Annotated in this window: 17 protein-coding genes and 8 pseudogenes; 17 read left to right on the forward strand and 8 right to left on the reverse strand. The window is 33.5% G+C overall.

Annotated features, from left to right (window positions below; all coding sequences use genetic code 11):
* Window positions 1–16 precede the first annotated feature (16 nt).
* The 4 genes and pseudogenes from ABLV95_RS01190 to ABLV95_RS01205 form a co-directional block, all read right to left on the reverse strand.
* On the reverse strand, window positions 17–583 hold the full coding sequence (locus tag ABLV95_RS01190) for an LOG family protein (protein WP_002508350.1): 567 nt from the start codon (window positions 581–583) through the stop codon (window positions 17–19).
* A 2-nt stretch (window positions 584–585) separates the two neighbouring features.
* Window positions 586–1050, reverse strand: coding sequence for a YaiI/YqxD family protein (locus ABLV95_RS01195; RefSeq protein WP_069815257.1), 465 nt, complete (start codon window positions 1048–1050; stop codon window positions 586–588).
* A 5-nt stretch (window positions 1051–1055) separates the two neighbouring features.
* Window positions 1056–1757, reverse strand: a complete 702-nt coding sequence (locus ABLV95_RS01200) for a hypothetical protein (RefSeq protein WP_021339403.1) — start codon at window positions 1755–1757, stop codon at window positions 1056–1058.
* A 329-nt stretch (window positions 1758–2086) separates the two neighbouring features.
* A pseudogene (locus ABLV95_RS01205) lies at window positions 2087–2963 on the reverse strand (undecaprenyl-diphosphate phosphatase).
* 265 nt (window positions 2964–3228) lie between these two features.
* On the opposite strand from ABLV95_RS01205, the gene ABLV95_RS01210 reads away from it, so the two are divergent.
* Together ABLV95_RS01210 and cydC are read left to right on the forward strand one after the other, a co-directional pair.
* Window positions 3229–4860 (forward strand): ABC transporter ATP-binding protein/permease, encoded by a 1632-nt coding sequence (locus ABLV95_RS01210; protein ID WP_460872401.1) that lies wholly within the window; start codon window positions 3229–3231, stop codon window positions 4858–4860.
* Window positions 4857–6535: pseudogene (cydC, locus tag ABLV95_RS01215) on the forward strand (thiol reductant ABC exporter subunit CydC). The gene ABLV95_RS01210 and the pseudogene cydC overlap by 4 nt, the downstream one beginning before the upstream one ends.
* A 145-nt stretch (window positions 6536–6680) precedes the next feature.
* On the opposite strand, the gene ABLV95_RS01220 reads toward cydC, so the two are convergent.
* Window positions 6681–7124, reverse strand: a complete 444-nt coding sequence (locus ABLV95_RS01220; RefSeq protein ID WP_069815266.1) for a global transcriptional regulator MgrA — start codon at window positions 7122–7124, stop codon at window positions 6681–6683.
* Between the two features lie 225 nt (window positions 7125–7349).
* Between ABLV95_RS01220 and ABLV95_RS01225 the strand changes: the two genes are divergently transcribed.
* The 5 genes and pseudogenes from ABLV95_RS01225 to mdh all read left to right on the forward strand — a co-directional run bounded on the left by ABLV95_RS01225 (window position 7350) and on the right by mdh (window position 11267).
* Window positions 7350–8276, forward strand: coding sequence for a CobW family GTP-binding protein (locus tag ABLV95_RS01225; RefSeq protein ID WP_285323620.1), 927 nt, complete (start codon window positions 7350–7352; stop codon window positions 8274–8276).
* 31 nt (window positions 8277–8307) lie between these two features.
* Window positions 8308–9217 (forward strand): annotated as a pseudogene (locus ABLV95_RS01230) (aldo/keto reductase family oxidoreductase).
* Between the two features lie 25 nt (window positions 9218–9242).
* Window positions 9243–9533, forward strand: coding sequence for a hypothetical protein (locus ABLV95_RS01235; RefSeq protein ID WP_460872402.1), 291 nt, complete (start codon window positions 9243–9245; stop codon window positions 9531–9533).
* A 69-nt stretch (window positions 9534–9602) separates the two neighbouring features.
* A complete protein-coding gene (locus ABLV95_RS01240; RefSeq protein WP_069832670.1) occupies window positions 9603–10214 on the forward strand; it encodes a DedA family protein in 612 nt (203 codons plus the stop codon).
* A 116-nt stretch (window positions 10215–10330) separates the two neighbouring features.
* A pseudogene (mdh, locus tag ABLV95_RS01245) lies at window positions 10331–11267 on the forward strand (malate dehydrogenase).
* A 338-nt stretch (window positions 11268–11605) separates the two neighbouring features.
* Here mdh and ABLV95_RS01250 read toward each other — a convergent pair.
* From ABLV95_RS01250 to ABLV95_RS01260, 3 genes are all read right to left on the reverse strand, one after another.
* Window positions 11606–11881, reverse strand: coding sequence for a hypothetical protein (locus tag ABLV95_RS01250; protein ID WP_081325302.1), 276 nt, complete (start codon window positions 11879–11881; stop codon window positions 11606–11608).
* Window positions 11878–12495: a DUF1361 domain-containing protein gene (locus ABLV95_RS01255; protein WP_069815278.1), complete on the reverse strand. Its 618-nt coding sequence runs from the start codon at window positions 12493–12495 to the stop codon at window positions 11878–11880. Before ABLV95_RS01255 ends, ABLV95_RS01250 begins: the two co-directional genes overlap by 4 nt.
* A gap of 416 nt (window positions 12496–12911) precedes the next feature.
* A complete protein-coding gene (locus ABLV95_RS01260) occupies window positions 12912–13331 on the reverse strand; it encodes a PPC domain-containing DNA-binding protein (protein ID WP_069832673.1) in 420 nt (139 codons plus the stop codon).
* A 195-nt stretch (window positions 13332–13526) separates the two neighbouring features.
* Between ABLV95_RS01260 and norA the strand changes: the two genes are divergently transcribed.
* The 10 genes and pseudogenes from norA to ABLV95_RS01310 all read left to right on the forward strand — a co-directional run bounded on the left by norA (window position 13527) and on the right by ABLV95_RS01310 (window position 25226).
* Window positions 13527–14687, forward strand: a complete 1161-nt coding sequence (gene norA, locus ABLV95_RS01265) for a multidrug efflux MFS transporter NorA (RefSeq protein WP_460876181.1) — start codon at window positions 13527–13529, stop codon at window positions 14685–14687.
* 244 nt (window positions 14688–14931) lie between these two features.
* Window positions 14932–15673: pseudogene (locus ABLV95_RS01270) on the forward strand (hypothetical protein).
* A gap of 163 nt (window positions 15674–15836) precedes the next feature.
* Window positions 15837–16719 (forward strand): annotated as a pseudogene (gene galU / locus ABLV95_RS01275) (UTP--glucose-1-phosphate uridylyltransferase GalU).
* Between the two features lie 82 nt (window positions 16720–16801).
* Window positions 16802–17290 carry a Cys-tRNA(Pro) deacylase gene (gene ybaK / locus ABLV95_RS01280; RefSeq protein WP_069832677.1) on the forward strand — a complete coding sequence of 163 codons (489 nt, stop codon included), beginning with the start codon at window positions 16802–16804 and terminating at the stop codon, window positions 17288–17290.
* A gap of 226 nt (window positions 17291–17516) precedes the next feature.
* Window positions 17517–18275 (forward strand): DeoR/GlpR family DNA-binding transcription regulator, encoded by a 759-nt coding sequence (locus ABLV95_RS01285; RefSeq protein WP_460876184.1) that lies wholly within the window; start codon window positions 17517–17519, stop codon window positions 18273–18275.
* The gene (pfkB, locus tag ABLV95_RS01290) at window positions 18272–19210 is read left to right on the forward strand and encodes a 1-phosphofructokinase (protein WP_427705280.1); all 939 of its coding nucleotides are present in this window, start codon (window positions 18272–18274) and stop codon (window positions 19208–19210) included. The genes ABLV95_RS01285 and pfkB overlap by 4 nt, the downstream gene beginning before the upstream one ends.
* Window positions 19197–21123: pseudogene (locus ABLV95_RS01295) on the forward strand (fructose-specific PTS transporter subunit EIIC). The gene pfkB and the pseudogene ABLV95_RS01295 overlap by 14 nt, the downstream one beginning before the upstream one ends.
* Window positions 21124–21341: 218 nt before the next feature.
* Window positions 21342–22499: an N-acetylglucosamine-6-phosphate deacetylase gene (gene nagA / locus ABLV95_RS01300; RefSeq protein WP_460876186.1), complete on the forward strand. Its 1158-nt coding sequence runs from the start codon at window positions 21342–21344 to the stop codon at window positions 22497–22499.
* A gap of 303 nt (window positions 22500–22802) precedes the next feature.
* Complete coding sequence (locus ABLV95_RS01305; protein WP_285323633.1) at window positions 22803–24152, forward strand: hemolysin family protein; 1350 nt, start codon at window positions 22803–22805, stop codon at window positions 24150–24152.
* 233 nt (window positions 24153–24385) lie between these two features.
* Window positions 24386–25226: pseudogene (locus ABLV95_RS01310) on the forward strand (aldo/keto reductase).
* Window positions 25227–25630 lie beyond the last annotated feature (404 nt).

Consider the following 25630-nt stretch of genomic DNA (forward strand, 5'->3'; position numbering starts at 1 on the left):
TTTTTATACGATATATTTAATCATAAGTTCTAATGCCAAGTGGTTTATAATTGTTTATCGCTTCGAATAGTGATTCTTTCGTATTGCACAAAGGAGCAAGGTTTTTGTATTTAGAATCTATGAAACCTTCTTGAATCATGTGATCTAAAAGTGCTTGTAAGGGCTCGAAAAAACCATTGATATTGAACACGGCAATAGGTTTCTCGTGAATACCGATTTGAGACCAACTATACATTTCGAAAAATTCTTCTAATGAACCTGCGCCACCTGGAGCCATTACAAAAGCATCAGCTAATTCAGCCATTTTATTTTTTCTTTCATGCATAGAATCTACTAGTATCAACTCGCTTAATTTTCCACTTGTGATTTCTTTTTCATTTAACATATTTGGCATGATGCCTACAGCACGACCGCCATGATCTAATACGCCGTCTTGAATAGCGCCCATGATACCTACAGAACCAGCACCAAATATTAATTCATAACCTTGTTCAGCCATATACTTACCTAACTGATAAGCTTCAGTAATATAGGTTTCATCGTTTCCTTTACTGGCACCACAATACACCGCAATACTTTTCATTTTTATTCCTCCTTGTTCGACATCTGATTTGCTATGATAGACGAAAAGATAGCTTCAAATTCAGCTACATCTTGATCAGTAAAAGCTGAGGGGCCTTTTGTACGTCCGCCGCTTCGTCTAAATTGAGCACTCGCATGACGTTGCTCTAATAATGTATCAATATTTTGTTGCGTGTAGATGTAACCTTTATGATGCATAACTATTTTCGTCTTGTTTAAAAGTAAGCTGGCTAAGCCATAGTCTTGTGTGATCACAATGTCACTAGGGCGTACCAGTTTTACAATTCTAAAATCAACAGCGTCTGGTCCATCGTCTACATAGATAATATTCACGTGGTCTGGTTGTACTACTGTAGAAAAGTGACTGAAGCTACGAACAACGGTAACAAAAATGCCTGTCCCTTCAGTCAATTCAATTACTGAATTGGTTACAGGACAAGCATCTCCATCAATAATGACTTGTGTCATTAGGCTTATTTACCATTTTCTTCTTTGTTTTGTTTAACAACACTTTTGGCCACGTAGTCTTTATATTTTTTGAATTCAGATAAGCGTGCTTTTTTGTTTTTCTCTTGCACTTTTTCTTCTTCTTTATGACGTTTGTCTATATTCTTTTGCAGTAATTTATCAAGCTTGCTTACTTCTTTGCGATTTTCTTTTTCTAGTTTTTCGCCTTTTTTCTCTGTTTCATCATCAAGTTTACCTGGAGTTAATCCAACTTTTTCCATGTGTTTATTTGATTTTTTCATGTCTTTGATACGTTGTTTCTTATTATCTTGACGTGCTTTTTCTTCTTCTTTATGACGTTTGTCTATATTTTTTTGCAGAAGTTTGTTCATTTTATCTGCTTCTTTGCGATTTTCTTTTTCTAATTTTTCGCCTTTTTTCTCAATATAGGCTGGATCATGTTCTTTCGCGATACGTTTAAGTTCACGTTTTTGATCCATGTCATGTTTTTTATCTGCAACGTAGTCTTTTGCGTGAGAAGATTTTTCTACAACGTTATCTTTAACGCGTACAGATTTATCTGCAACTGTTTTAGAAGCACTAACTGTTGCGTCACTTGCTTTTTTCACATCAGGATGATCCTTAATACGTTTGCGTTCAACGATTAGCGGTACTAAAAACACAGGTGCTACTGTGATGATTGTTTTGATTAATTGCTTTTTGTCCATACTCGTTGCCTCCATTTACTTTTATACTATCTACACATTACCCTATAATACACGAAAATAAACGCTAAATACAGTCTGTACAGAAAGATATACGTCATTTATGATAGCGATAATAAACAGAAGAGGCTAAGACAAATTTGTGTCTTAGCCTCGATTATTATTTTGGTAGTAGCTAACTGAACTAAAAAAGCACTTGCATTCTTTTGCTAGTCAGCTTTATTAATCTGAGTTTATACAACGAAACTTTATTAGAAAAATTAGATTTCTGTTTCACTGTTTCAAAACATTGAGTTATATTGATGCATAAGCACATAGAGTCCATTGAAATATTATTCGCCTGTAATACCTTGTCCAATACCGAAACCGAAATAAAGGATAGCGATAATAATAACTAAAACAATTCTATATATAGCAAAAGGAATTAATTTAACTTTACTAATTAAGTACAAGAATGTCTTAATTGCAATTAAACCTACAACGAAGGCGAGCAATAAAGCCTAATGCATAAAAACCAATATGGTCTAAATGAATATATTCAAAGTTTTTAACAAGTGATAAACCACTAGTCGCTAGCATTACAGGAACAGCCATAATGAAAGTGAAGTCTGATGCTGATTTGTGATCCATCTTCATTAATACACCCGTAGATATTGTAGAACCAGATCTACTGAAACCAGGCCACATTGCAACTGCTTGTGATAGTCCAATTATAAATGCTTGAACATAATTGATTTGGTCAACTGATTGTGGGTTTGTAACTTTTTTACTATAAATATCGGCTATGATCATATAAATAGCGCCAATAAACAATCCAATCATTACAGTTGGTACACTGAATAAGTATTTTTGAATAACGTCATCAAATAATAACCCAAGGATACCTGCAGGAATCATACCGACAATAATATGTAGTAAGTTTAAGCGATTCGGTTTTTGACCAACGCCATCGATAGAAGATGCTCTGTACTTACCAATATGAAGCATTTCGAAATAACGTTCACGGAATACCCATGCACCCGCAAAAACAGAACCAAGTTGTATTACAATTTTAAAGGTAAAAGCTGATTCTGATCCTAAAAATTCACTTGATTTTAACCACATGTCATCGATAAGGATCATGTGACCTGTTGAAGAAACAGGTGCAAACTCTGTTAACCCCTCAACAATACCTAGAATAAGTCCTTTAATCAATTCAAGTATTAACATAATTTACCTACTTTCATATTACTAATTAAATTTCATAGATTTTCATTTTATAATGATAGCACAATAAAAATGTAACGCGCCACATATAAATGTAATTTTAGACTAAAGACTGAGATTAATATAATAAAAGGAATTCAAGCATTGAAAAAGAGAAATTTCTAATTATGTCTGAAATATGAAATTAACATAAAAAAGTACTAATAATAATGAGCGAATTCATTTAATTTTCAATGAATCAGTTTATAATATGTGGCAGGTGATAATTGTGAAAAGATTAACAAATTTAGCATTTAAATATAAAATATACCCAATGTTCATGTTTGTAATCAGTACATTATTAGCTATTACCGTGGTCGTTCAGAATATTTCTATTGCAGAAATTTTAAATGCAATGTTATTAGAAACGAACCAAAATTTGTTAATACTATTACTGTTTACATTATTTATTTTAATCGCACGTGCAACATTTAATACAATAAATCAAATGATAGGTAATCGCATGTCTACAAAAGTGAAATATGATTTGCGACGCCAACTTATTTTAAAACAGTCAAAAGAGCCAATTGGGGTTCAAATGAATACCTTGACTGAAAGTATTGATGGAATTGTTCCATTTTTTAATAGTTATTTCCCACAAGTATTTAAATCAATGATGATTCCATTGTTTATCATTGTTGCTATGTGTTTTATTCATTTAAATACGGCTTTAATTATGATAGTCACTGCACCATTTATTCCTCTTTTTTATATTATTTTTGGATTAAAAACACGTGATGAATCTAAAGATAAAATGACCTATTTAAACCAATTCAGTCAGCAATTTTTAAACAAAGTTAAAGGACTTATCACTTTAAAACTTTTTAATAGAACAGCTCAGACAGAACAAGAATTATATGAAGAAAGTACGACATTCAGAGATTTAACTATGCGTATTTTAAAAAGTGCTTTTCTATCCGGGCTCATGCTTGAATTTATCAGTATGCTTGGGATTGGTCTTGTAGCTTTAGAAGCTGGGTTAGGATTGATTTTATTCAATAGTATTGATTTTAAAACAGTTGCCATTGCAATCATATTAGCGCCTGAATTTTATAATGCTATTAAAGATTTGGGACAATCGTTCCACACTGGAAAGCAAAGTGAAGGATCGAGCGATGTGGTTTTCGAATTATTAGATAAACAAGAAAAAGCATTGAAACCTGAAGTACGTGTTAATGCACAACAATCTGCATTAATTAAATTGGCGAATGTTAGCTTTAAATACGATGATGCACAACAAAATGCTTTAAATAATATTAATTTGAATATTTCTAGAGGAGAGCAAATTGCGCTCGTCGGGAAAAGTGGTGCCGGTAAATCTACACTAGCACAGGTTATTGTACAACGTTTCGATGCTCAGTCAGGTGAAGTGACTTATCAAAATGCTAACTTGAAATTAGGCTTTTTAAGTCAAATGCCCTATATCTTTAATGCTTCTATACGCGATAATATTACTATGTTTCAATCTATAGATGAAAACAAAATATTAAAAGTATTAGAAGATGTTGATTTAAAAGAAAAAGTACTATCTTTAAAGGATGGATTAGATACATGGATTGGAGAGGGCGGTGAGATGCTCTCAGGCGGTCAAATGAGGCGTGTAGAACTATCTCGAGTACTAATGATTCAACCAGACGTACTTATCTTTGATGAGCCTGCTACTGGCTTAGATGTGAAAACAGAAAATATTATACAAGATATAATTGCACAACAATTTGTAGATACAACTGTAATTACGATTGCACATAGAGAAAATACTATTAAAAATGCTGATAGACGTATATATATTGAAAATGGCTATTTGACATCGATAGATACACGAGAGAGAAGAAACAATGATAAAGGTGGTGACGTAACATGAAGCCACATATTCAATTTAAAATAGATAGAGATTTGATACTTTCGATTATTGTGGGTGTTCTAGGAAGTTTAGTAGCACTTAGCATGTTCTTTTTAAGTGGTTATATGGTAACGCAAAGTGCGCTTGGGTGCTCCGTTATTTGCATTAATGGTTCTGATAGCTTCAGTAAAATTATTTGGATTTATAAGAGCAATTGCCAGATATATTGAAAGATTGCTATCACATAGAGCGACTTTTACAATGCTTAGAAACGTTAGGGTTCAATTTTTTAAACATTTAATTCCGGTGGTTCCCGACGTATATCGAAAATTTAATTCCAGTGATTTAATCGCACGAATGATTGGCAGAGTTGAAGCACTGCAAAATATATACTTGCGTGTTTATTATCCACCTGTAGTAATCGGCGTTACAGCAATCATTTCTACAATCGTAATGATTTACTTCTCATATGTACATGCAATTATCATATGTATTAGTATGATTGCTACCTTAGTAGTAATACCATGGTTAAGTGCTAAGCGTGCACGTATATTGAAAAGACAAGTTAACGACGTTCAAGGTGATTTTTTAAACCGATTTTATGATTATAAAGAAGGTTATGAAGAGTTGGATCGTTTTGGTCGAACAGAATTTTACAAAAAACAAGTGCTTAATCAATTGAATGACTATGAAGCGGCTCAAGCAAAAGAGCAACGATTTTTATCGTTATACGAATATAGTCTAAATATTGTTTCGATGATTGCATTATTTTTCACACTGTATTTAGGTGTGGTTCAAGTACAAAATCAAGAATTAGACGTTGTTTATTTAACAAGTATTGTATTAATGATGTTGACACTTTTTGAACAGGCCATACCTATGAGCAATGTAGCTTACTTTAAAGCGGATACTGACGAAGCTTTCCATGATATTAATGAAGTGATTGCTCATCCTATGAAGCGAGGGCGAGGAAGCAATGCATTTAGAAGTTTTACCTACCGAGCCGTTGTACGAGGTTCGAGACCTCAACTTCAAATATTGGAACCAAGCAAGTTATGTATTACAAGATATCCAATTATCCATTGATAAAGGCGAACATGTTGCTATTATTGGGCCTTCAGGATCCGGTAAAAGTTCGTTATTGCAACTCATGTTAGGTTTGTATCAAAGTGATAAAGGGGAGATATTATTAAATCATCAAGATATTACAAATATCGTAGATGAAGAAAAATATAGTCAAATCAATGCCCTATTACAAACACAACAGTTATTTGATGGCACAGTGAGAGAGAACTTGTTTACTGAAAAAGATGATGCTGAGCTACGCAACATTTTAGTTGATTTAGGTTTGGGTCATATCGATTTAGATAGAGACATTACCATATCTGGTAATACATTATCAGGTGGTGAAATACAAAGACTTGGAATTGCAAGATTATTATTAAGAGATGCACCAATTTGGATTATGGATGAACCTACTACAGCACTCGACATATATCATACAGATAGCGTAATGGATAGCATTCATGCCAAAGCTCAAACCTTAGTTGTTGCAACTCATGATTTAAGGTTGCTACCGTATTTTGATAAAATTGTAGTTATGAGTGAAGGGGAAATCGTAGAAACTGGTAGTTATCCATCTCTAATTAAAGCAAGAGGCTATTTATATCAAATGGTTGAGATGAATGTTTCATAAACGAAAAGTTACATTATTTTGCTTATAAGTAAAAAAAATGGAGCTCAAACACAAATGTGTTTGAGCTCTCATCATAAATCAAGTATATTTAATGAATAAATTTTGATAGAAGAACTATCTAATATTTACCATTGCCATTGAAAAATTATTTTGCTTTTTCTTCTGTGAAGGCAGTGATTACTTTTGAAAGTAATCGATTTAGTTCTTTAGATTCATCTGAGCTTAATGAAGATGCTACTGCAACATCTTGACAAGCTGTATCTAATTCAGGGCGAATTGCTTCGCTCTTATCAGTTAAATGAATGAATACTTCACGTTGATCGATTTCAGAACGCTCGCGTTTGATTAGGTCAACTTGTTCCATTCTTTTAAGTAATGGAGATACAGTACCAGTATCAAGTGCCAATTCAGTAACGACTTTCTTAACATTGACAGGTGAATCAGCCCATAAGATTGTTAAAACTAAAAACTGTGGATAAGTCAGTTTGTATTTCTTAAAGACATTATTTGAGTAATAGCGATTTACTTGTCTTTGAGCATTATACAAACTGAAACAAAGTTGTTCTTTTAAATTAAGTGGTTCAGACATAAAGTTCTCCTCCAGACATTCTATCCGTTTTCTTCTGTATCGGACCTGAATCCGTCTTATGATGTGTGTGTGACACTTCCTCAAAACACTTTTGCACTGTGCCATGCTAAAATGTAGTGTACGTATAAAGTTTAGAAGAAATCTAAAGTTTTATCAAGTAAAAGTTTAATTATACGAATAATTGTACTTTTATGCAGACATTTGTATTAAGAAATGAGTGGTTATATGAAAAAAATTAAAAATCCAAAAACGTCAATTACAATCATAACAGGTTTTTTAGGTAGTGGAAAAACTACTTTTCTCAGTAATTATGTAAAATATTTACTAAGTAATGATGAAAACCCGAGTATCATCGTAAATGAATACGGCAATTTAGATGTAGATAGCCGTGCAATCGGCGATGATATTGAGGTTGCGTCAATATTAAATGGTTGCGTATGTTGTGACTTGCAACAAGATTTAATAAAACAATTAAAACATTTTCTAAACAAAAGTGCAATGCACCACATTATTATTGAAGCGACAGGTATAGCACATCCAATCGAAATTATTGCGGCATGTCAAGATCCTGAAATCATTGCAAACGTTAATCCACCAGTCGTTATTGGCTTAGTTGACGCTCCAAGATTTTTGACCAGAGCCCAATATAGTCATAGTACAACACAATTGATGGAAGAACAATTATCTGCGAGCCATACAGTTGTAGTCAATAAAATGGATTTGATTGATGAAGTAGAGCGGGAACGTATAAATGAAACTTTTGAAATTAATCCATATGCGCCGATCTTCTATACGAGTTATGCAAATTTAGATATGGAACAATTAATTTCAGTTACAAAAAATGAAGGACAAAATATGAAACAACATACACATCATCATGGGATTAATAGTATGCAATATCAGTTTACTGGACCAATAGATAGGCAACTATTCTATCAATTTATTTTACGGTTGCCAGATAATGTTTTAAGATTAAAGGGATACGTTAAGTTTCGTGATATGCCAAATGATACATATGAATTTCAATATGCGTTTGGTTTGCCAGACTATCAAGTTATCGATGCATCCATGCCTTTAACCATTGTGCTTATTGGCGAACAAATAGATGTTAATCGCATACGCAACCAATTAGACATGCTACAATTCACTTAATTTTTTAAATACTAAAAGGGGTGTTGGTAATATGGATAAAGTAAAGATTAATCAACATGTTTCATTTTCAAAGGTAATACAAGGTTTCTGGAGAGCAAAAGATTGGCAGTGGACGCCACAACAATTAAATCGTTATCTCAATGAATTAGTAGAACGTGGTATTACTACTATGGATCATGCTGATATATATGGTGGATACTCATGTGAAGGCATATTTGGAGAGGCACTGAAATTATCTCCTCAATTACGTGAACAAATGGAGATTGTTACTAAATGTGGCATTGTGTTGCCTTCAGAACGTATACATGGAGCAAACGGTCACCGTTATGATCATAGTAAGCATCATATTCGAACGTCTGTAGATCGTTCTCTGCAAGAGTTGCAAGTAGATCATCTGGATTCACTACTTATTCACAGACCGTCACCATTAATGGATCCTCAAGAAGTGACTGAAGCAATCACTGCGTTGGTTAATGAAGGGAAAGTGAAATCATTTGGTGTTTCTAATTTTAATAAATCAGAATATGATTTATTGAGCAAACATCTTGTTTCTGATAAGTTGCATATTACATTAAACCAATTAGAAATTTCGCCATATACTATAGATGTACTTGAAAATGGTTTGATGAATCATATGTATAAAGATAATGTTAAAATGATGTCATGGAGTCCTATGGCAGGCGGTAAATTGTTCGATTTAGAAGATGAAAAATCTGTTCGAATTATGGCCGTAATTTCACCCTTGGCACAAAAATATCATTCTAGTGTGAATGGCATTGTCATGGCATGGTTAAATAAACACCCAGACAACAATCATGCCTGTATTAGGTACTCATAAAATAGAACGTATTGACGAAGCAATCGAAGGTTTAGAAGTAACAATTACAGATCAAGAATGGTTTGATATTTATACAGCTTCCCTAGGCCACGATATCCCTTAAAGTACATGTTGAAGGAGCGAAACTCATGAATACACAGAACGAACAACATCAAAGAAATCAACTTAAATTTCAACGTAATTTTATTAATTTCCCGTTTTTAGGATTTGCACTTGTCATCGCAATTTTAAATTTAGCATTCCCTGATATAACTTTAATGATGACGCTATTTGGGCTGTTTTTCTTTTATAACGCGGGTATATTATTTGTAGCATTTATAAAACATTACAAGCGTACTGCATTATTATCATTAATATTAACGGTTTTATCTATGGCATTATTCGTCAGCATCACTTTATTTATATGCAGCGGCAAATAATTTATTTTAATTTATGAACGTCCAAAGTAATAAATATCATGTATTATCGAACAAAATAGGAGGAAGTAAATGGAACAGTGGATTACACAATTTATGGAGCAATATGGATATTGGGGCATAGGCCTACTTATCTTTTTAGAAAATATATTTCCACCAATTCCATCTGAAATCATTTTAACATTCGGTGGTTTTATGACTACCCAATCTGGCTTAGGCTATACTGGCGTTTTAATTACCTCGACAATTGGTTCTGTAGTCGGAGCAATTGTGTTATATGGTATAGGCGCTTGGATTGGTGAACGTAATTTGTACCGTATTGTAGATAAATATGGAAAGATTTTGCGTTTAAAGACGAAAGATTTAGATAAGACAATTCAATGGTTTGAAAAATATGGTTATTGGACAGTCTTTTTCTGTCGCTTTATTCCTTTATTGAGAAGTTTAATTTCAATACCTGCTGGTTTAACGCGTATGAATATCCCCTTATTCATACTATTTACTACGGTAGGTACTATTATTTGGAACGCAGTATTAATTTATTTAGGCCAAGCTGTAGGTGGTAATTGGCACACAATTGTTTATTATATGGATATATATTCTCGTATTATTTATATTATTTTAGCTATTTTAATTATTTTTGTTATTTGGAAATGGTTCAAACGACAAAGAAAGCAAAAATAAGATTGATATTACCCCTAAATTAAATTTAAGGTTCTTATGATTTAAATAGCGCGATACATAATTTGGATGTTATAATAAACATACAATATGTATTGACGATATAGGGGGATTGCATTATGACAAAGCAAAAAGTTTCGATTATAGGTGCTTGGAAATACTGGCGCAACATTAGCTTTTATTGTGGCCCAACAAGAACTCGCAGATGTCGTACTCATAGACCGTCCGGAGAGTGAAGGCCTTGTGAAAGGAAAAGCACTAGATATATTGGAAAGTAGTCCGATATACGGTTTCGACGTTAGTGTAACAGGATCTATTGATTATGCTGATTCAGCCAACTCTGATGTAGTTGTCATCACTGCCGGTGTGGCACGCAAACCTGGTATGAGTCGTGATGACTTAGTTCAAATCAACGAAGCTGTGATGCATGATGTAACAAAAGAAATTGTAAAACATTCACCTGAATGTAAAATAATCGTGCTTACAAATCCTGTAGATGCCATGACTTATTCTGTATTACAAGCCTCTGGATTTCCAAAGGAACGTGTAATCGGACAGTCGGGGGTCTTAGATACAGCTAGATACCAAACATTTATTGCAGAAGCACTCAATGTATCGGTTAAAGATATCAGAGGATTGGTATTGGGTGGCCATGGAGATACGATGTTACCTTTAATAGCATCAACAAATGTAAACGGCGTGCCTCTGAAGAAACTTTTGAACGATTCGCAAATTACACAAATTGTAGAACGTACGCGAAAAGGTGGCGCAGAAATCGTAGAATTACTTGGAAATGGTTCAGCGTATTATGCACCTGCATCCGCAGTCTATAGTATGGTTGAAGCAATTTTAAAAGATCAGAAACGTTTATTACCAAGTATTGCACTATTAGAGGGAGAATACAGTTTCTCTGATATATGTTTAGGTGTACCAACGATTTTAGGATCTAAAGGTATAGAGCGTATCGTAGAATTACAATTATCTGAAGATGAACAAGCACAATTACAAGTTTCTGCAAACGCAGTTACAGAAGTAAAACAATCACTCAAACAATAAACAATATTGGAATAAACTAGGAAAGATGATTAGAATTATGAGGCTGAGACAAAATATATGTTTCAGTCTCAATTATTAAATTGGCAGTGGCTGACTCAATTGAAAATACGTTTATGCAAGAGCTTCAGCGATTTCGCTCTTGTATTCTTTTTCTAGGCAGACTTGTGGTCGAGTAGTTAAGGTCAAATTACAACTTTTGATTTATGTATTAATGTTCCATTTTATTTCAATACAAAAAGAGGGCTGTTAAGTTTCCGTTATGGAAACTTAACAGCCCTTTATTCAACTTAAAGTTATATTCTAGGTTTACTTATATTTATAATCAAAATTCAAATTAATTACAATCTAAAAATACAGATGTATAAAGCAACATATTCAAAGAACGTTAGTATATACATGTATTTTAGCCTTAATCTTATTTTTTTAGGTACGTTCCAATTAGGAAAGTGGCGTTCATAATAAAATAATTGTAGATAAAATAATCCAATACCTAAAGGCAGACACATGAGTATGATACTGCGTGTATATGAAAATCCTATATCATGCAATAGATGCCCAATAATTAATTGGAATACGATAAGCACAATAAGCAAAATTATAATGTTAAATGTCATCTTGCACTTCGTACTCCTTTCGCAAATAAAATTAGTAAGCCTTGTAATACTACAAGCAACAGCACAAAGCCTATTGCTTCAAGATTTAAATTTGACCATACTTCATTGATAATGCGAAGCGGTTCATTAATAAGATAGACTGAATGTAAACGCAAGAAACGTCCAATATAAATGCCTAAACCGTTTAAAAACATCATTGCAATGATTATTGTTCTATTTAACCAGAGGTGAGGCGTGAATTTTTCCATTTCTAAAAACATTAAAATTAATAGATACAGTGCAAGTAACACTGCCGATACTAGAAAAGTGAAATATGCCCATTCTACTAATATTAAACCTTGATAGAAATTGAATGTAAATTGATTTAAGTGAATTAAATCTGTAACCATATAAAGTGTGTTAGGTACCATAAATAAGAAAATAAGGGCAAAAATAATAAATAGTGGCCATTCGTATTTATGTACAGGTTTAAATAGATTTAAGAGTAAGCATAGTTCAAATGGCACATATGCTAGAAATAAATTTAAAGTCATAAATTGATAATACTCATTAAAGAAAATAGAAATGATCATTAATATTAGAAATACCGTTCTAGCGATATAACGAGCCTTCATAAATACACCTACTTTCTTTCTGAATAAAGCATTTAAATATATTGTGAAAATTACTAAGGATAGTAATTTTATTGAAAAATAAAAAATGCCGATAAAAATCCCAACTTTTAATATTAAAAAGCTAAGGGGAAAATTAACTCGTATTTTTGAATATGAGATTATATAATACATTTTTTAAATGTAAATATCAATGATAATGATGAATTGTTAATAACTAAATGATTTACAGTTGAATAAAATAGAGAATGATTGTAGCTGTTACATATTTTAAAAGAATGATTAAATGAAAGGTTAAATAATTTAAGCTAGGAAAGAAGTAAAGACTGATGAATCACGTATATGTGGAAACTTTTCATCAGTCTTTAATGAGTGGATAGTGCAACGGGTCTGCGTGCTATCCACTGGTCAGTATACAGTTATAAATTTAATAAATTAAGGCCAATTGCTTCATCATGTTTACGGTTAATATCTAAGTCGGTCATAGTGATTACAATTTCGGCTGTAGCTGAAACGACCGCTTTCGTTAAATGACCGCTAAGTGTTGCGTAAGTATTAGTCCCAAAGGTTGCATGTAAATGCGCAAATGGTTTGTCATCGATGTGAGAAATATTACCTAAAAGACTAATTAATTCTAATGGTTCTTTAAAGGATTTTTTCTCATAAGTTTTCGTGTCTATGTTATAAAAATTAAGTTCTACATCGTCACAAGCACCGATGCCACTTACTGTACCGAATTTACCGCCTTGCTCTTTAGCTATATCTGTCACTGATTCTACAATGTCTTCGCCTCGCTCTAAAACAAGCACAATTGTCTTTCCGTCAACTTGATATACCATGTGAAACCTCCATTCTTAAAATTGATTACAACTATAGTATACAAGTTCTTTTTTATAGTTTATATAAAAGTGTTTAGATGAACAAAATTTTCTATTGTCTTTTGATGTATTAATGTTATAAAATACTCTAATATTATATATATATTAAAAGAACATATCATGATATGAATGGTATAAACGAATGGAGTGAGAAACGTGAATAAGCAATTTGTAATTTTATATTTTAATATTTTCTTGGTCTTTTTAGGTATTGGTTTAGTTGTTCCAGTTCTTCCTGTCTATTTGAAAGATTTAGGATTAAAAGGTAGCGATTTAGGGGTTCTTGTTGCCGTCTTTGCATTGGCCCAAATGGTTATCTCGCCATTTGGTGGGACGTTAGCAGATAAATTAGGTAAAAAATTAATTATTTGTATTGGGTTAGGGCTCTTTGCTATATCAGAATTCTTGTTTGCCGCTAGTCATACTTTCTCACTCTTAATTGTGTCCAGAATTCTTGGTGGGTTCAGTGTTGGTATGGTTATGCCTGGTGTTACTGGGATGATTGCAGATATTTCAATAGGTAAAGATAAAGCTAAGAATTTTGGTTATATGTCAGCAATTATTAATTCAGGCTTTATTTTAGGACCGGGTCTAGGAGGATTTCTTGCTGAATTTTCTCATAGGCTACCATTTTATGTAGCAGGCTTCAGTGGCTGTTTAGCATTAGTACTTTCTATTATCTTGCTTAAAAATCCTAAAAACGAAACACAAGATGGTTTTACAGTGTATCAACCTGAATTACTTACTAAAATTGATTGGAAAGTCTTTCTTACACCAATTACCTTAACCCTTGTGCTTGCTTTTGGCTTATCAGCATTTGAAACATTGTTCCCGCTATATACAGCAGATAAAGCACATTATTCACCTTTAGATATTTCATTTGCAATTACTGGTGGAGGTATACTAGGTGCTGTATTCCAAGTCTTCTTCTTTGATAAATTCATGAAACATTTTAAAGAACTCACATTTATCAATTATTCGTTGATATATTCAGCAATTGTATTACTCGCTTTGACATTTGTGGATAGTTATTGGTCTATCATGTTAATCAGCTTCATTGTGTTTATTGGTTTTGATATGATTAGACCTGCAATCACGAATTATTTTTCTAACATTGCAGGGGATCGACAAGGTTTTGCGGGCGGTTTAAATTCCACCTTTACGAGTATGGGGAATTTTATAGGACCATTAGTGGCCGGGACGTTATATGATGTTAACTTTGAATATCCTTTATATATGGCAGTTGTAGTAATGATACTTGGTATGTTTGTTATTCTAGTTGAAAAAATGATAAGAACGAGCCTTAGAAGATCATAACTTAAAAAATGATAAATAAAGTAGAACGTACGTAGGCTTATACACGTACGTTCTTTTTAATATATATAATTTGTGCGATATAACACTCGTAATATGACATTAAGATTAAATAAAGTCATATTGCGTAATATTAATGTTACAGAGATTACGATTGGTTTAAATTGTGGCCTATATAAGTTTTGAGTTAATAAAATATGCTAATATGTAGGAAATATTAAAAAGTAATGTAAGTAAGGGGATGAACTTGAAAAATTTAATTTTATCAATCATGGCATTCCTTCTTGCTTGTTGTTTATGTTTTCTTTTATTCATAGCTACAAATCAGCAAGCACTAGCAAAAGTTCATGAAACAATTTCTAGTTGTTCAGACAATGATAAACGAACTGAAACTAAAAGTAACGACCATCACAACAGTGATAATACTATTAGTGCAGACAGTGAGAGATGTTGAACAAGAAGAACCTTATAATGCCGAAGCATATGTACCAATAGCTGAAAAAACGACACACAATCTAAAAAACAAGGAAATTGGAAATGCTAATTTACCAAAGTTTTCCGATGCACAAAAAGAAGCACAAACACTTGTGAATAAAGATAATAATGCTGCTAATGCATATAATGATTATGGTATTGATCGTACATGCCAAGGGGCTTATTATTATATTTTTACTTTTGAAAATAAAGAACAACCCAATACTTTTTATAGGGTTACAGTAGATAAAAATAATAAAGCGCACATTTTTGATAAGTCATATCGTGTGAAAGACCAACAAACTTCTAATGCACCTAGTATTTCACCTCAAGAATCCAAAGTAATTGCTGAAAAGTATGCTAAAGATGAGCTCGGTGAGAATGCAGTGCTCAAAAAAGTTAAAACGTCTAAAGAAGGTATGTTTTATACTTTTTATGAGTCTAAGTTAGGAAAAGAGTATAAGGTTGTAGTAAACAAAGCGGGCGACGTAATCCGTCAACCATCGTTAAATTAAAAGTAGAATAAAAGTCGCGTAAACTGATGTTAAATTGAAGTTGCGCGGCTTTTTTATGTTATGAAATCAGTATAAAGCAATAAGTATCAATGTTATGATAATATTATCAATTGAAATGAGTGAGTTCTATATAAACCAGAGTTAAAATATTTTAATGAAAAGGATGAGCATTTTTGAAAAAGATAAAAAAGCAATCATACCTGCAGCTGGCTTAGGAACAAGGTTTTTACCAGCTACGAAGGCTATGCCAAAAGAAATGTTGCCTATATTAGACAAACCTACAATCCAATACATAGTCGAAGAAGCGAGCACGTGCAGGCATCGAAGATATCATTATAGTTACTGGTAAACATAAACGTGCAATTGAAGACCATTTTGATAATCAAAAAGAATTAGAAATGATCTTACAAGACAAAGGAAAAACGGACTTACTAGAAAAAGTTAAATATTCTACAGAACTTGCCAATATATTTTATGTAAGACAAAAAGAGCAAAAAGGCTTAGGTCATGCTATTTATTCCGCACGTCAATTTATAGGTGATGAGCCATTTGCTGTGCTTTTAGGTGATGATATTGTTGAATCTGATAATCCAGCGATTAAACAATTGATAGAAGCTTATGAAGAAACTGGAAAGTCTGTCATCGGAGTACAAGAAGTAGAAAAAAACCAAACGCATCGCTATGGTATCATCGATCCATTAGAAAAATTAGGTAGAAAATATGAAGTGAATCAATTCGTTGAAAAACCAAAACAAGGCACTGCACCGTCTAATTTGGCAATTATGGGTCGCTATGTTCTTACAGCTGATATTTTCGATTATTTAAAAACTCAAAGCAAAGGTGCAGGTGGAGAAATTCAACTTACGGATGCAATTGAAAGATTAAATAAACACGATCAAGTTTATGCTTACGACTTTGAAGGCGATCGATTTGATGTAGGTGAAAAATTAGGTTTTGTGAAAACTACGATTGAATTTGCTTTGAAAGATGAATCTATGCATGAAGAATTAACTCGTTTTATAAAAAACTTAGACTTAGATAAATAAATATTAGATTTTAGATAAAAGTATGATTGATATCAGTTATAACTTAGTGAACTATTACCAACATATGATATGAGGTGTTGTAATGAAGGAAGTTAAAACAAATGCAATGCGTATGCTCGATCGATTGAAAATTGAGTATTGCGTCAATACTTACGAGGTATCAGAAAGTCATATGGATGGAAAGACTGTAGCTGAAAAAGTCGGTGTAGATGTAGCACAAGTGTATAAAACACTCGTGTTAGAAAATGCTAAGCATGCGCACTTTGTATTTATTATTCCTGTAAATGCCTCTCTTGATATGAAGTTAGCGGCGCAAGCAGTTAATGAAAAGAAATTACATTTAATGCCACTTGATGATTTAAAAAAAGTGACTGGCTACGTCCGTGGCGGCTGTTCCCCGATTGGTATGAAACGGCAATTCCTAACAATTATTGATACACAAGTTGAAGAGTTGGAGGCTATCTATGTCAGTGGTGGAGCACGTGGTACACAAATTAAAATAAATGTAGCGCATTTAATTAAAACAACACGAGCAAAAGTTAAAAAAGTGACGCATGATGAACATAATTAAATATCATTAAGCTAATGACCATAAAGTAACGGATTATTTCCTGCTTTATGGTTTTTTTGTTTTATGAAATAAATGAAAACTGATTTTATTTTTAAAGCAGATAGCTAAATGAAGAGATTTTGAAAAGAATGTGTCATATTTTTGATTGTTTTTGATTGTTTTTGGTAAATAATGATTGAAAAATGAAAACGGAAACATTATAATAGTGTTGAGATGAGGTGAAGCGATGATCACGGAAAAACGCCACGAGTTAATATTGGCTGAATTGTCACAAAAAGACTTTTTAACACTACAAGAACTGATTGATCGAACAGGTAGTAGTGCCTCAACAGTTCGTCGCGATTTATCAAAATTGCAACAAATGGGAAAGTTAAAAAGAATACATGGCGGCGCAAAGCTAAATCAATCATCTTTATTAGAACCTAATTTGGCTGATAAAAGAAGTACCAATCTAAGAGAAAAACAAGAAATTGGGAGATTAGCAACGAGCCAAATAGATGATGACGATTGTGTGTTTTTAGATGCGGGTTCAACAACTTTAGAAATGATCCCATATATTAATGCAAATGACATTATTGTAGTAACAAATGGTTTAACGCACGTAGAAGAATTACTAAAACGAGGTATTAGAACACTCATTCTTGGTGGAGAAGTTAAAGCAACAACATTTGCGACAGTAGGTGCGAGTGCATTGAAGACGCTGAATCGTTATCGTTTTGATAAAGTGTTTCTCGGTATGAACGGCATTGACATGAAATATGGACTGACTACACCAGATGAACAAGAAGCAATCATAAAGCATCATGCTATGGAATTAGGAACGCAAGTTTATGTATTAGTAGACCATGCTAAATATGAAAAAGTATATTTCGCACATGTGCCTTTACTAGAGAATGTGGCCTTAGTCACTTCTGCAAAAGCGATGCAAGGCGTGACTTTTCAATATTATGCTGAAAAATATAATTTTATTGGAGGAACATTATGATTTATACAGTAACTTTTAATCCTTCTATTGATTACATTATGTTTTCAAATGAATTTGAGCTTAATGGGTTAAACAGAGCAACTGAAACAAATAAATTTGCAGGTGGTAAGGGTATAAACGTTTCAAGGGTCTTGAAAACATTAGGTGTCCAATCTACAGCGTTAGGTTTTACAGGTGGATTTCCAGGTAGATTTATTGAAGAAACATTAAAACAAGCAGAAATTGATACAGATTTTGTACATGTCGGTGAAGATACACGTATTAATGTCAAATTGAAAACAGGTAATGAAATTGAAATTAATGCACCAGGACCTAATATCACTAAGGTGCAATTTGAATCCTTATTAACACAAATCAGAGATACTTCAGAACACGACACAGTTATTGTTGCGGGTAGTATTCCTAAAAGTGTACCTGCTAACGCATACGAACAAATTGCGGAAATTACGCAAGATACAGGCGCAAAACTAGTCGTTGATGCTGAAAAAGAACTCGTTGAATCCGTTTTAAAATATCACCCATTATTTATCAAACCAAATAAAGATGAATTAGAAGTGATGTTCGATACGACCATCACTTCAGATAAAGAGGTAATGAGCTATGGGCGTGAAATTTTGAAAATGGGTGCCACTTCAGTCATTATCTCTCTTGGTGGAGATGGAGCTGTATATGTAGATGAGCAACAAAGTTATAAAGCACTTGTACCAAATGGACAAGTAGTAAATACAGTGGGATCAGGTGATAGTACTGTAGCGGGGATGGTTGCGGGGCTGAATTCTGGTTTATCTATTAAAGAAGCATTTAAACAAGCTGTATCGGCTGGGACGGCAACAGCATTTAACGATGACTTAGCAACGAGAGCGTCTATTGAAAATATTAAGTCACAAGTGATGATTACAACATTAGGTGGGAGTGAATTAGATGAGAATAACTGAGTTATTAACAAAAGATACAATTGCAATGGACCTTTCTTCAACAGAGAAAAACGGTGTTATTGATGAGTTAGTGAAGCGACTTGATAAAGCTGGCAAACTCAATGATGTAACAACTTTTAAAGAAGCGATTCATAACCGTGAATCTCAAAGTACTACAGGTATTGGTGAAGGCATCGCGATACCTCATGCAAAAGTAGCGGCAGTAGACACACCGGCGATTGCGTTTGGTAAATCCAAAACAGGTGTTGATTATCAAAGTTTGGATATGCAACCTGCACATTTATTCTTTATGATTGCGGCGCCAGAAGGTGGAGCACAAACACATTTAGATGCATTAGCTAAGCTATCAGGTATTTTAATGGATGAAAAAGTGCGTGAAGATTTACTTCATGCAAATTCTCCACAAGAAGTGCTTCAAATTATAGATAAAGCAGATGATGAAGCAACTGAAGAAGAGGAAGCAGAAGTAGTCGCGACAACGACAGCAACAGATTCAGATGACCCCTATATCTTAGCTGTTACAGCATGTCCGACAGGCATCGCACATACTTACATGGCTCGTGATGCTTTGAAAAAGCAAGCTGAAAAAATGAACGTAAAAATAAAAGTTGAAACGAATGGTTCAGGCGGCATTAAAAATCACATTACTGATGAAGATATTCGTCGCGCAACTGGTGTTATTGTTGCGAGCAGATGTAAATGTGGAAACAGACCGTTTTGATGGTAAAAATGTTGTGGAAGTACCAGTTGCAGATGGTATTAAACGCCCTGAAGAACTGATCAATATAGCACAAGACACTTCTCGTAAACCATTTGTAGCCAAAGGCAATCATAAAGCGTCAAATCAGTCTGGAAGTAATGAAAAACAAGGCTTTGGTAAAACAATTTATAAACACTTAATGAATGGTGTTTCCAATATGTTACCGCTTGTTATTGCCGGTGGTATTTTAATGGCAATCGCCTACTTATTTGGACCAAACTCGTATGATCCAAATAGTTCTGAGCATAATGCATTTGCTGAACAATTATGGAATATTGGTAATCAGAGTGCCTTTGCGTTAATTATCCCAATTCTCGCAGGTTATATCGCGCGTAGTATTGCAGATAAACCAGGTTTTGCAGCTGGTTTAGTTGGTGGTATGTTAGCCATTTCAGGTGATGCAGGGTTTATCGGAGGTATTCTTGCAGGTTTCTTAGCAGGTTATTTAACACAAGGTATTAAGAAACTTTCAAGCGGTTTACCTCAATCATTAGAAGGTTTGAAACCTACATTAATTTTCCCAGTATTATCAGTAACAATCACAGGTTTAGTAATGGTTTATGTATTAAACCCTCCAGCGTCGTGGTTGAATAATTTACTACTTAATGGTTTAGAAGGTTTATCAGGAACGAATATTATGCTCTTAGGATTAGTCATTGGTGCAATGATGGCTATCGATATGGGTGGACCATTTAATAAAGCGGCATACGTATTTGCGACTGCGGCGTTAACGGAAGGCAATGTTGCACCAATTACAGCGACGATGATTGGTGGTATGGTACCTCCAATCGCAATTGCAACAGCGATGTTAATTTTCCGCAAGAAATTCACTAAAGAACAAAAAGGCTCTATCGCACCAAACTATGTAATGGGGTTATCTTTCATTACAGAAGGTGCAATTCCATTTGCGGCAGCTGATCCACTAAGAGTCATTCCATCAATGATGGTAGGTTCAGGGGTTGCAGGTGCAATCGCGTTAGGACTAGGTTCTTCAATTCAAGCACCACATGGCGGCATCTTTGTTATAGTAGGTACTGATTTCAGCCACGTGATACAATCACTCATTGCGATTATTATAGGATCTATCGTAGGAGCAATCATTTATGGTTTGTTAAAACCAAAAGTGACAGAAGAAGAAATACAAAGTTCTTAAGTTATAGCTAACTAAAGCATCAAGCTTTATAAATTGAATAAATATAGAAAAACCAGTAGAAGCTCACAAGTTAATGAGTATTTCTGCTGGTTTTTATTTATATGTGATACTGAAATTCAAAAACTTTTGAATATAATAAAGGACTTAAGTTTGGTAAAATGGAAACGAAATGCTGAAATAGACACATAGCGTAAAACAAAGAAAAGAAGGTAGAGAAAATGGCTGAATATGTGATTGAAAATGGGAGAATTTATACTGAAGCAGAACTAATAGAGCGAGGATATATTATTGTTAAGGACGATAAAATTACTGATATAGGCAAGGGGGATTATGAAGGTGCGTTAACAACTTATGATGCTCAAGGTCAGCATGTTTTACCAGGTTTTATAGATATCCATATGCATGGTGGTTATGGAGAAGACGCAATGGATGCATCATATGAAGGGTTGAAACATTTAGCAGAATCACTATTATCTGAAGGAACGACAAGTTTCTTAGCAACAACAATGACACAGTCGGATGATAATATTACAAAAGCATTAGAAAACATCATTGAATATCAGAAACAACAAGACGTTCTAAAAGCAGCTGACATCGTAGGTATACATTTGGAAGGACCATTTATTTCTGAACATAAAGTAGGAGCGCAAAATCCAGCCTATGTACAAAGACCGTCTATAGAGAAAGTACAACAATTTCAAAAAACAGCGAACAACCAAATTAAAGTGATTACATTTGCACCTGAGGTTGAAGGTGCTCATGAAACATTAGAAGCGTTACATAATCAAATACGTTTCTCTATTGGGCATACGGTTGCAACTTTTGATGAGACAAATGAAGCGGTAGCACGTGGGGCTAAACATGTGACACATTTATATAATGTTGGAACACCATTCGAGCATAGAGAACCAGGCGTTTTTGGTGCGGCGTGGACAAATGATAGCTTAAGTACTGAACTTATCGTGGACGGTATTCATTCACACCCTACAGCGATACAAATTGCTTATAAACAAAAGGGAAACACACGCTTTTTCTTAATTACTGATGCAATGAGAGCGAAAGGTATGCCAGATGGTGAATATGATTTAGGTGGCCAAAATGTTATTGTAAAAGGTTCTGAAGCTCGGTTAGCATCTGGCGCACTTGCGGGTAGCATACTGAAAATGAATGAAGGGCTGAAAAATCTAATACAATACACAGGTGATACACTAAATAATTTATGGCGTGTAACAAGTTTAAATCAAGCAATTGCATTAAATATCGAATCGCAAAAAGGAAGTTTGAAGGTTGGGAAAGACGCAGACATCGTTATTGTAGATGATGAAATTACAGTTCAAACTACTATAAAAGCAGGCGCAATACACAAATTTTCTTAATAACAAACTGGAATTTAACTCATTTTAAAATGTATTATGTAAAGTGTAAATTGAATCAAAAAGTTGACGCAACTGAAAATTTGCGTTTAAATGTTAAGTTAGAGAAATAAAATTTCATACGTACAATTTACATGATGACTTAAGATTGTGATAAAATAGAAGAAATGCGTATTTTTCGGGAGGTGTCACCAATGGGAAGGATTTAGTATATAACATGAAAATGCAACATAGCAATGAATCTTATGTACGGTCATCTATTGTGACACGATATTTGGAGGTGAATCCCTAGAAATAGGGAACTAATTGGAAACTGTGACCATAATAAATTTAGCATTATTTGTTTTTTTAATAGCATTAACAACGGTATTCGTAGGATCGGAATTTTCATTAGTGAAAGTCCGCGCGACAAAAATTGAACAACTCGTAGCAGAAGGCAATGGTAATGCACGTATAGTGAAAAAAATGATTAAAAACTTGGACTACTACTTATCAGCATGTCAATTGGGTATTACAGTGACATCTTTAGGATTAGGTTGGTTAGGTGAACCGACCTTCAGTAAATTATTGCATCCATTATTTGAAGCAGTTAATTTACCTGAAGCGTTAACAACGACAATTTCATTTATTGTCGCATTTATCATTGTGACCTACTTGCACGTAGTACTCGGTGAATTGGCACCAAAAACTTTGGCCATTCAACATACTGTGAAAGTAGCGTTGATATATGCTAGACCATTGTATTACTTCGGCGCTGTTATGAAACCGTTAATCTGGCTAATGAATGGTTCTTCAAGAATGATTATACGTATGTTCGGAGTAGATCCTGATGCAAATAACGATGCAATGTCAGAAGAAGAAATAAAAATTATAATAAACAATAGTTATAACGGTGGAGAAATAAACCAAACAGAATTGGCTTATATGCAAAATATCTTCTCATTTGATGAGAGACAAGCCAAAGACATCATGGTGCCACGTACACAAATGGCTACATTGAACGAACCGTTTAATGTAAATGAACTGTTAGACACGATTAAAGAACATCAATTCACACGTTACCCGATTACAGAAGATGGGGACAAAGATCATGTGAAAGGTTTTCTTAATGTAAAAGAGTTTTTAACAGAATATGCTTCAGGTAAACCTATTAAAGTAGGTAATTACGTTCATGATTTACCAATGATTTCTGAAACGACACGTATAAGTGATGCGTTAGTACGTATGCAACGTGAACATGTTCATATCAGTTTGATTATTGATGAATATGGTGGTACGGCAGGTATCTTAACGATGGAAGACATCTTAGAAGAAATCGTTGGTGAAATTCGTGATGAATTTGATGACGATGAAGTAAACGATGTTGTAAAAGTAACGGACAGCAGATATCAAATTAGTGGTCGTGTATTATTAGACGATTTAAATGATGAGCTCGGCATTGAATTTGCTGATTCTGAAGACATTGATACAATCGGTGGTTGGTTGCAAGCACATAATACAAACTTACAACAAAACGATTATGTCGATACGGAATATGATCGTTGGATCATGTCTGAAGTCGATAACCATCAAATTATTACTGTTTTATTAGAAGTTGAATACAATGCAACACGTCCGACACCTGAAAATAATGAAGACGATGAAGATAACGATTAATCATTGTCTTATACATTTAAGCTATCGATAAAGTCTCTGATTTTGTCGATAGCTTTTTTTGTATCTTTTTTCACATAAATCGGCTCTAATCACTGTCGTTATATGAACATAATAGTGGAGTGTTGATATTGGAATAAATATGCGTGATTCAAGTATTATGTATTGCTATAATGAACAGAGTATAACGATATATCTTTAAAATAATTTCAACTTAGTTGAAGGGGGATTAAATCATGTTAGAAGACGTGTATTATTTAAATAATGGTTATCCAATGCCGAGAGTGGGTCTTGGAGTATATAAAATTACAGATGAAGAAATGGAACCCGCAGTAACAGCTGCCATAGAAGCGGGCTATCGTGCATTTGATACCGCTTATTTTTATAAAAATGAAATAGCATTAGGTAATGCATTAAAACAATCTGAGATACCGCGTGAAGATTTATTTCTTACATCAAAAATTTGGAATGATTATCAAGGTTATGACAATACAATCAATTTTTTCACAAAATCAATAGAAAACTTAGGTACTGATTATTTAGATTTATTTTTAATACACTGGCCATGTGAAGCGGATGGTTTATTTGTTGAAACTTATAAAGCCATGGAAAAACTATATGAAGAGGGCAAAGTTCGTGCAATAGGTGTTTGTAACTTTAATGCGCACCATTTAGAAAAATTAATGTCGCAAACTGACATTGTACCTGCTGTGAATCAAATAGAGGTGCATCCATATTTCAATCAACATGAACTACAAACTTTTTGTGATAAGCATGATATCGCTGTGACAGCATGGATGCCACTGATGAGAAATAGAGGTTTATTAGAACATGAATTGATCACAGAGATGGCAAGCCGTTATGGTAAAACGCCAGCCCAAATTGTATTACGTTGGCATTTGTCACATGATCGCTTAATTATTCCAAAATCAAAAACACCAAGCACGCATTAAAGAAAACTATGATATTTTCGACTTTAATTTGGAATTGACAGACATCGCTGAGATAGATCGTTTGAATTGTGATGACCGTCAAGGAAATGATCCAGATAAAGTACGTATAGGTAGTTTAAAATAAGAATTGATAACACAACCTAGGACGTAAATCTTACAAGCTTAAATAGAAAGCATCAATCTATTAGTTTTTTTAATAGATTGGTGCTTTTAATTTAAGCTTTTTAAATTTTTTTAAGTGCATGTTTGTCTAATTTTTTATAATAAGGCTCGAACTTGTAGTCTCTGGCCCTTACTATGCATTAGTTATCAGCACTTAAAACAAACGATATGTTTATAAATGTATAAAAACAAGAGGGTTTCAAATAGTTCTAGTAGCGATAATAAAGGGTTTTGTTTCCAAATTCATCAAATAGTTGATAGACTAAAGTTACAAATTATAACTTTTAATAATTTTAATACCGAACAATATTAGTAACCACATTTAAATTTCAAGGTTTTATCTTATTTTGTAACGCTTAAATCATT

The organism is Staphylococcus sp. Mo2-1 (genome assembly GCF_046721385.1).
GTDB classification, from domain to species: Bacteria; Bacillota; Bacilli; order Staphylococcales; family Staphylococcaceae; genus Staphylococcus; species Staphylococcus equorum_A.

What these genes read in the sequence shown, in the direction of transcription:
- ABLV95_RS01190 (WP_002508350.1), bottom strand. Translation starts at nt 583, where the DNA reads ATGAAAAGTATTGCGGTGTATTGTGGTGCCAGTAAAGGAAACGATGAA.
- ABLV95_RS01195 (WP_069815257.1), bottom strand. Translation starts at nt 1,050, where the DNA reads ATGACACAAGTCATTATTGATGGAGATGCTTGTCCTGTAACCAATTCA.
- ABLV95_RS01200 (WP_021339403.1), bottom strand. Translation starts at nt 1,757, where the DNA reads ATGGACAAAAAGCAATTAATCAAAACAATCATCACAGTAGCACCTGTG.
- ABLV95_RS01220 (WP_069815266.1), bottom strand. Translation starts at nt 7,124, where the DNA reads ATGTCTGAACCACTTAATTTAAAAGAACAACTTTGTTTCAGTTTGTAT.
- ABLV95_RS01225 (WP_285323620.1), top strand. Translation starts at nt 7,350, where the DNA reads ATGAAAAAAATTAAAAATCCAAAAACGTCAATTACAATCATAACAGGT.
- ABLV95_RS01235 (WP_460872402.1), top strand. Translation starts at nt 9,243, where the DNA reads ATGAATACACAGAACGAACAACATCAAAGAAATCAACTTAAATTTCAA.
- ABLV95_RS01240 (WP_069832670.1), top strand. Translation starts at nt 9,603, where the DNA reads ATGGAACAGTGGATTACACAATTTATGGAGCAATATGGATATTGGGGC.
- ABLV95_RS01250 (WP_081325302.1), bottom strand. Translation starts at nt 11,881, where the DNA reads ATGACATTTAACATTATAATTTTGCTTATTGTGCTTATCGTATTCCAA.
- ABLV95_RS01255 (WP_069815278.1), bottom strand. Translation starts at nt 12,495, where the DNA reads ATGAAGGCTCGTTATATCGCTAGAACGGTATTTCTAATATTAATGATC.
- ABLV95_RS01260 (WP_069832673.1), bottom strand. Translation starts at nt 13,331, where the DNA reads ATGGTATATCAAGTTGACGGAAAGACAATTGTGCTTGTTTTAGAGCGA.
- ybaK (WP_069832677.1), top strand. Translation starts at nt 16,802, where the DNA reads ATGAAGGAAGTTAAAACAAATGCAATGCGTATGCTCGATCGATTGAAA.
- ABLV95_RS01285 (WP_460876184.1), top strand. Translation starts at nt 17,517, where the DNA reads ATGATCACGGAAAAACGCCACGAGTTAATATTGGCTGAATTGTCACAA.
- pfkB (WP_427705280.1), top strand. Translation starts at nt 18,272, where the DNA reads ATGATTTATACAGTAACTTTTAATCCTTCTATTGATTACATTATGTTT.
- nagA (WP_460876186.1), top strand. Translation starts at nt 21,342, where the DNA reads ATGGCTGAATATGTGATTGAAAATGGGAGAATTTATACTGAAGCAGAA.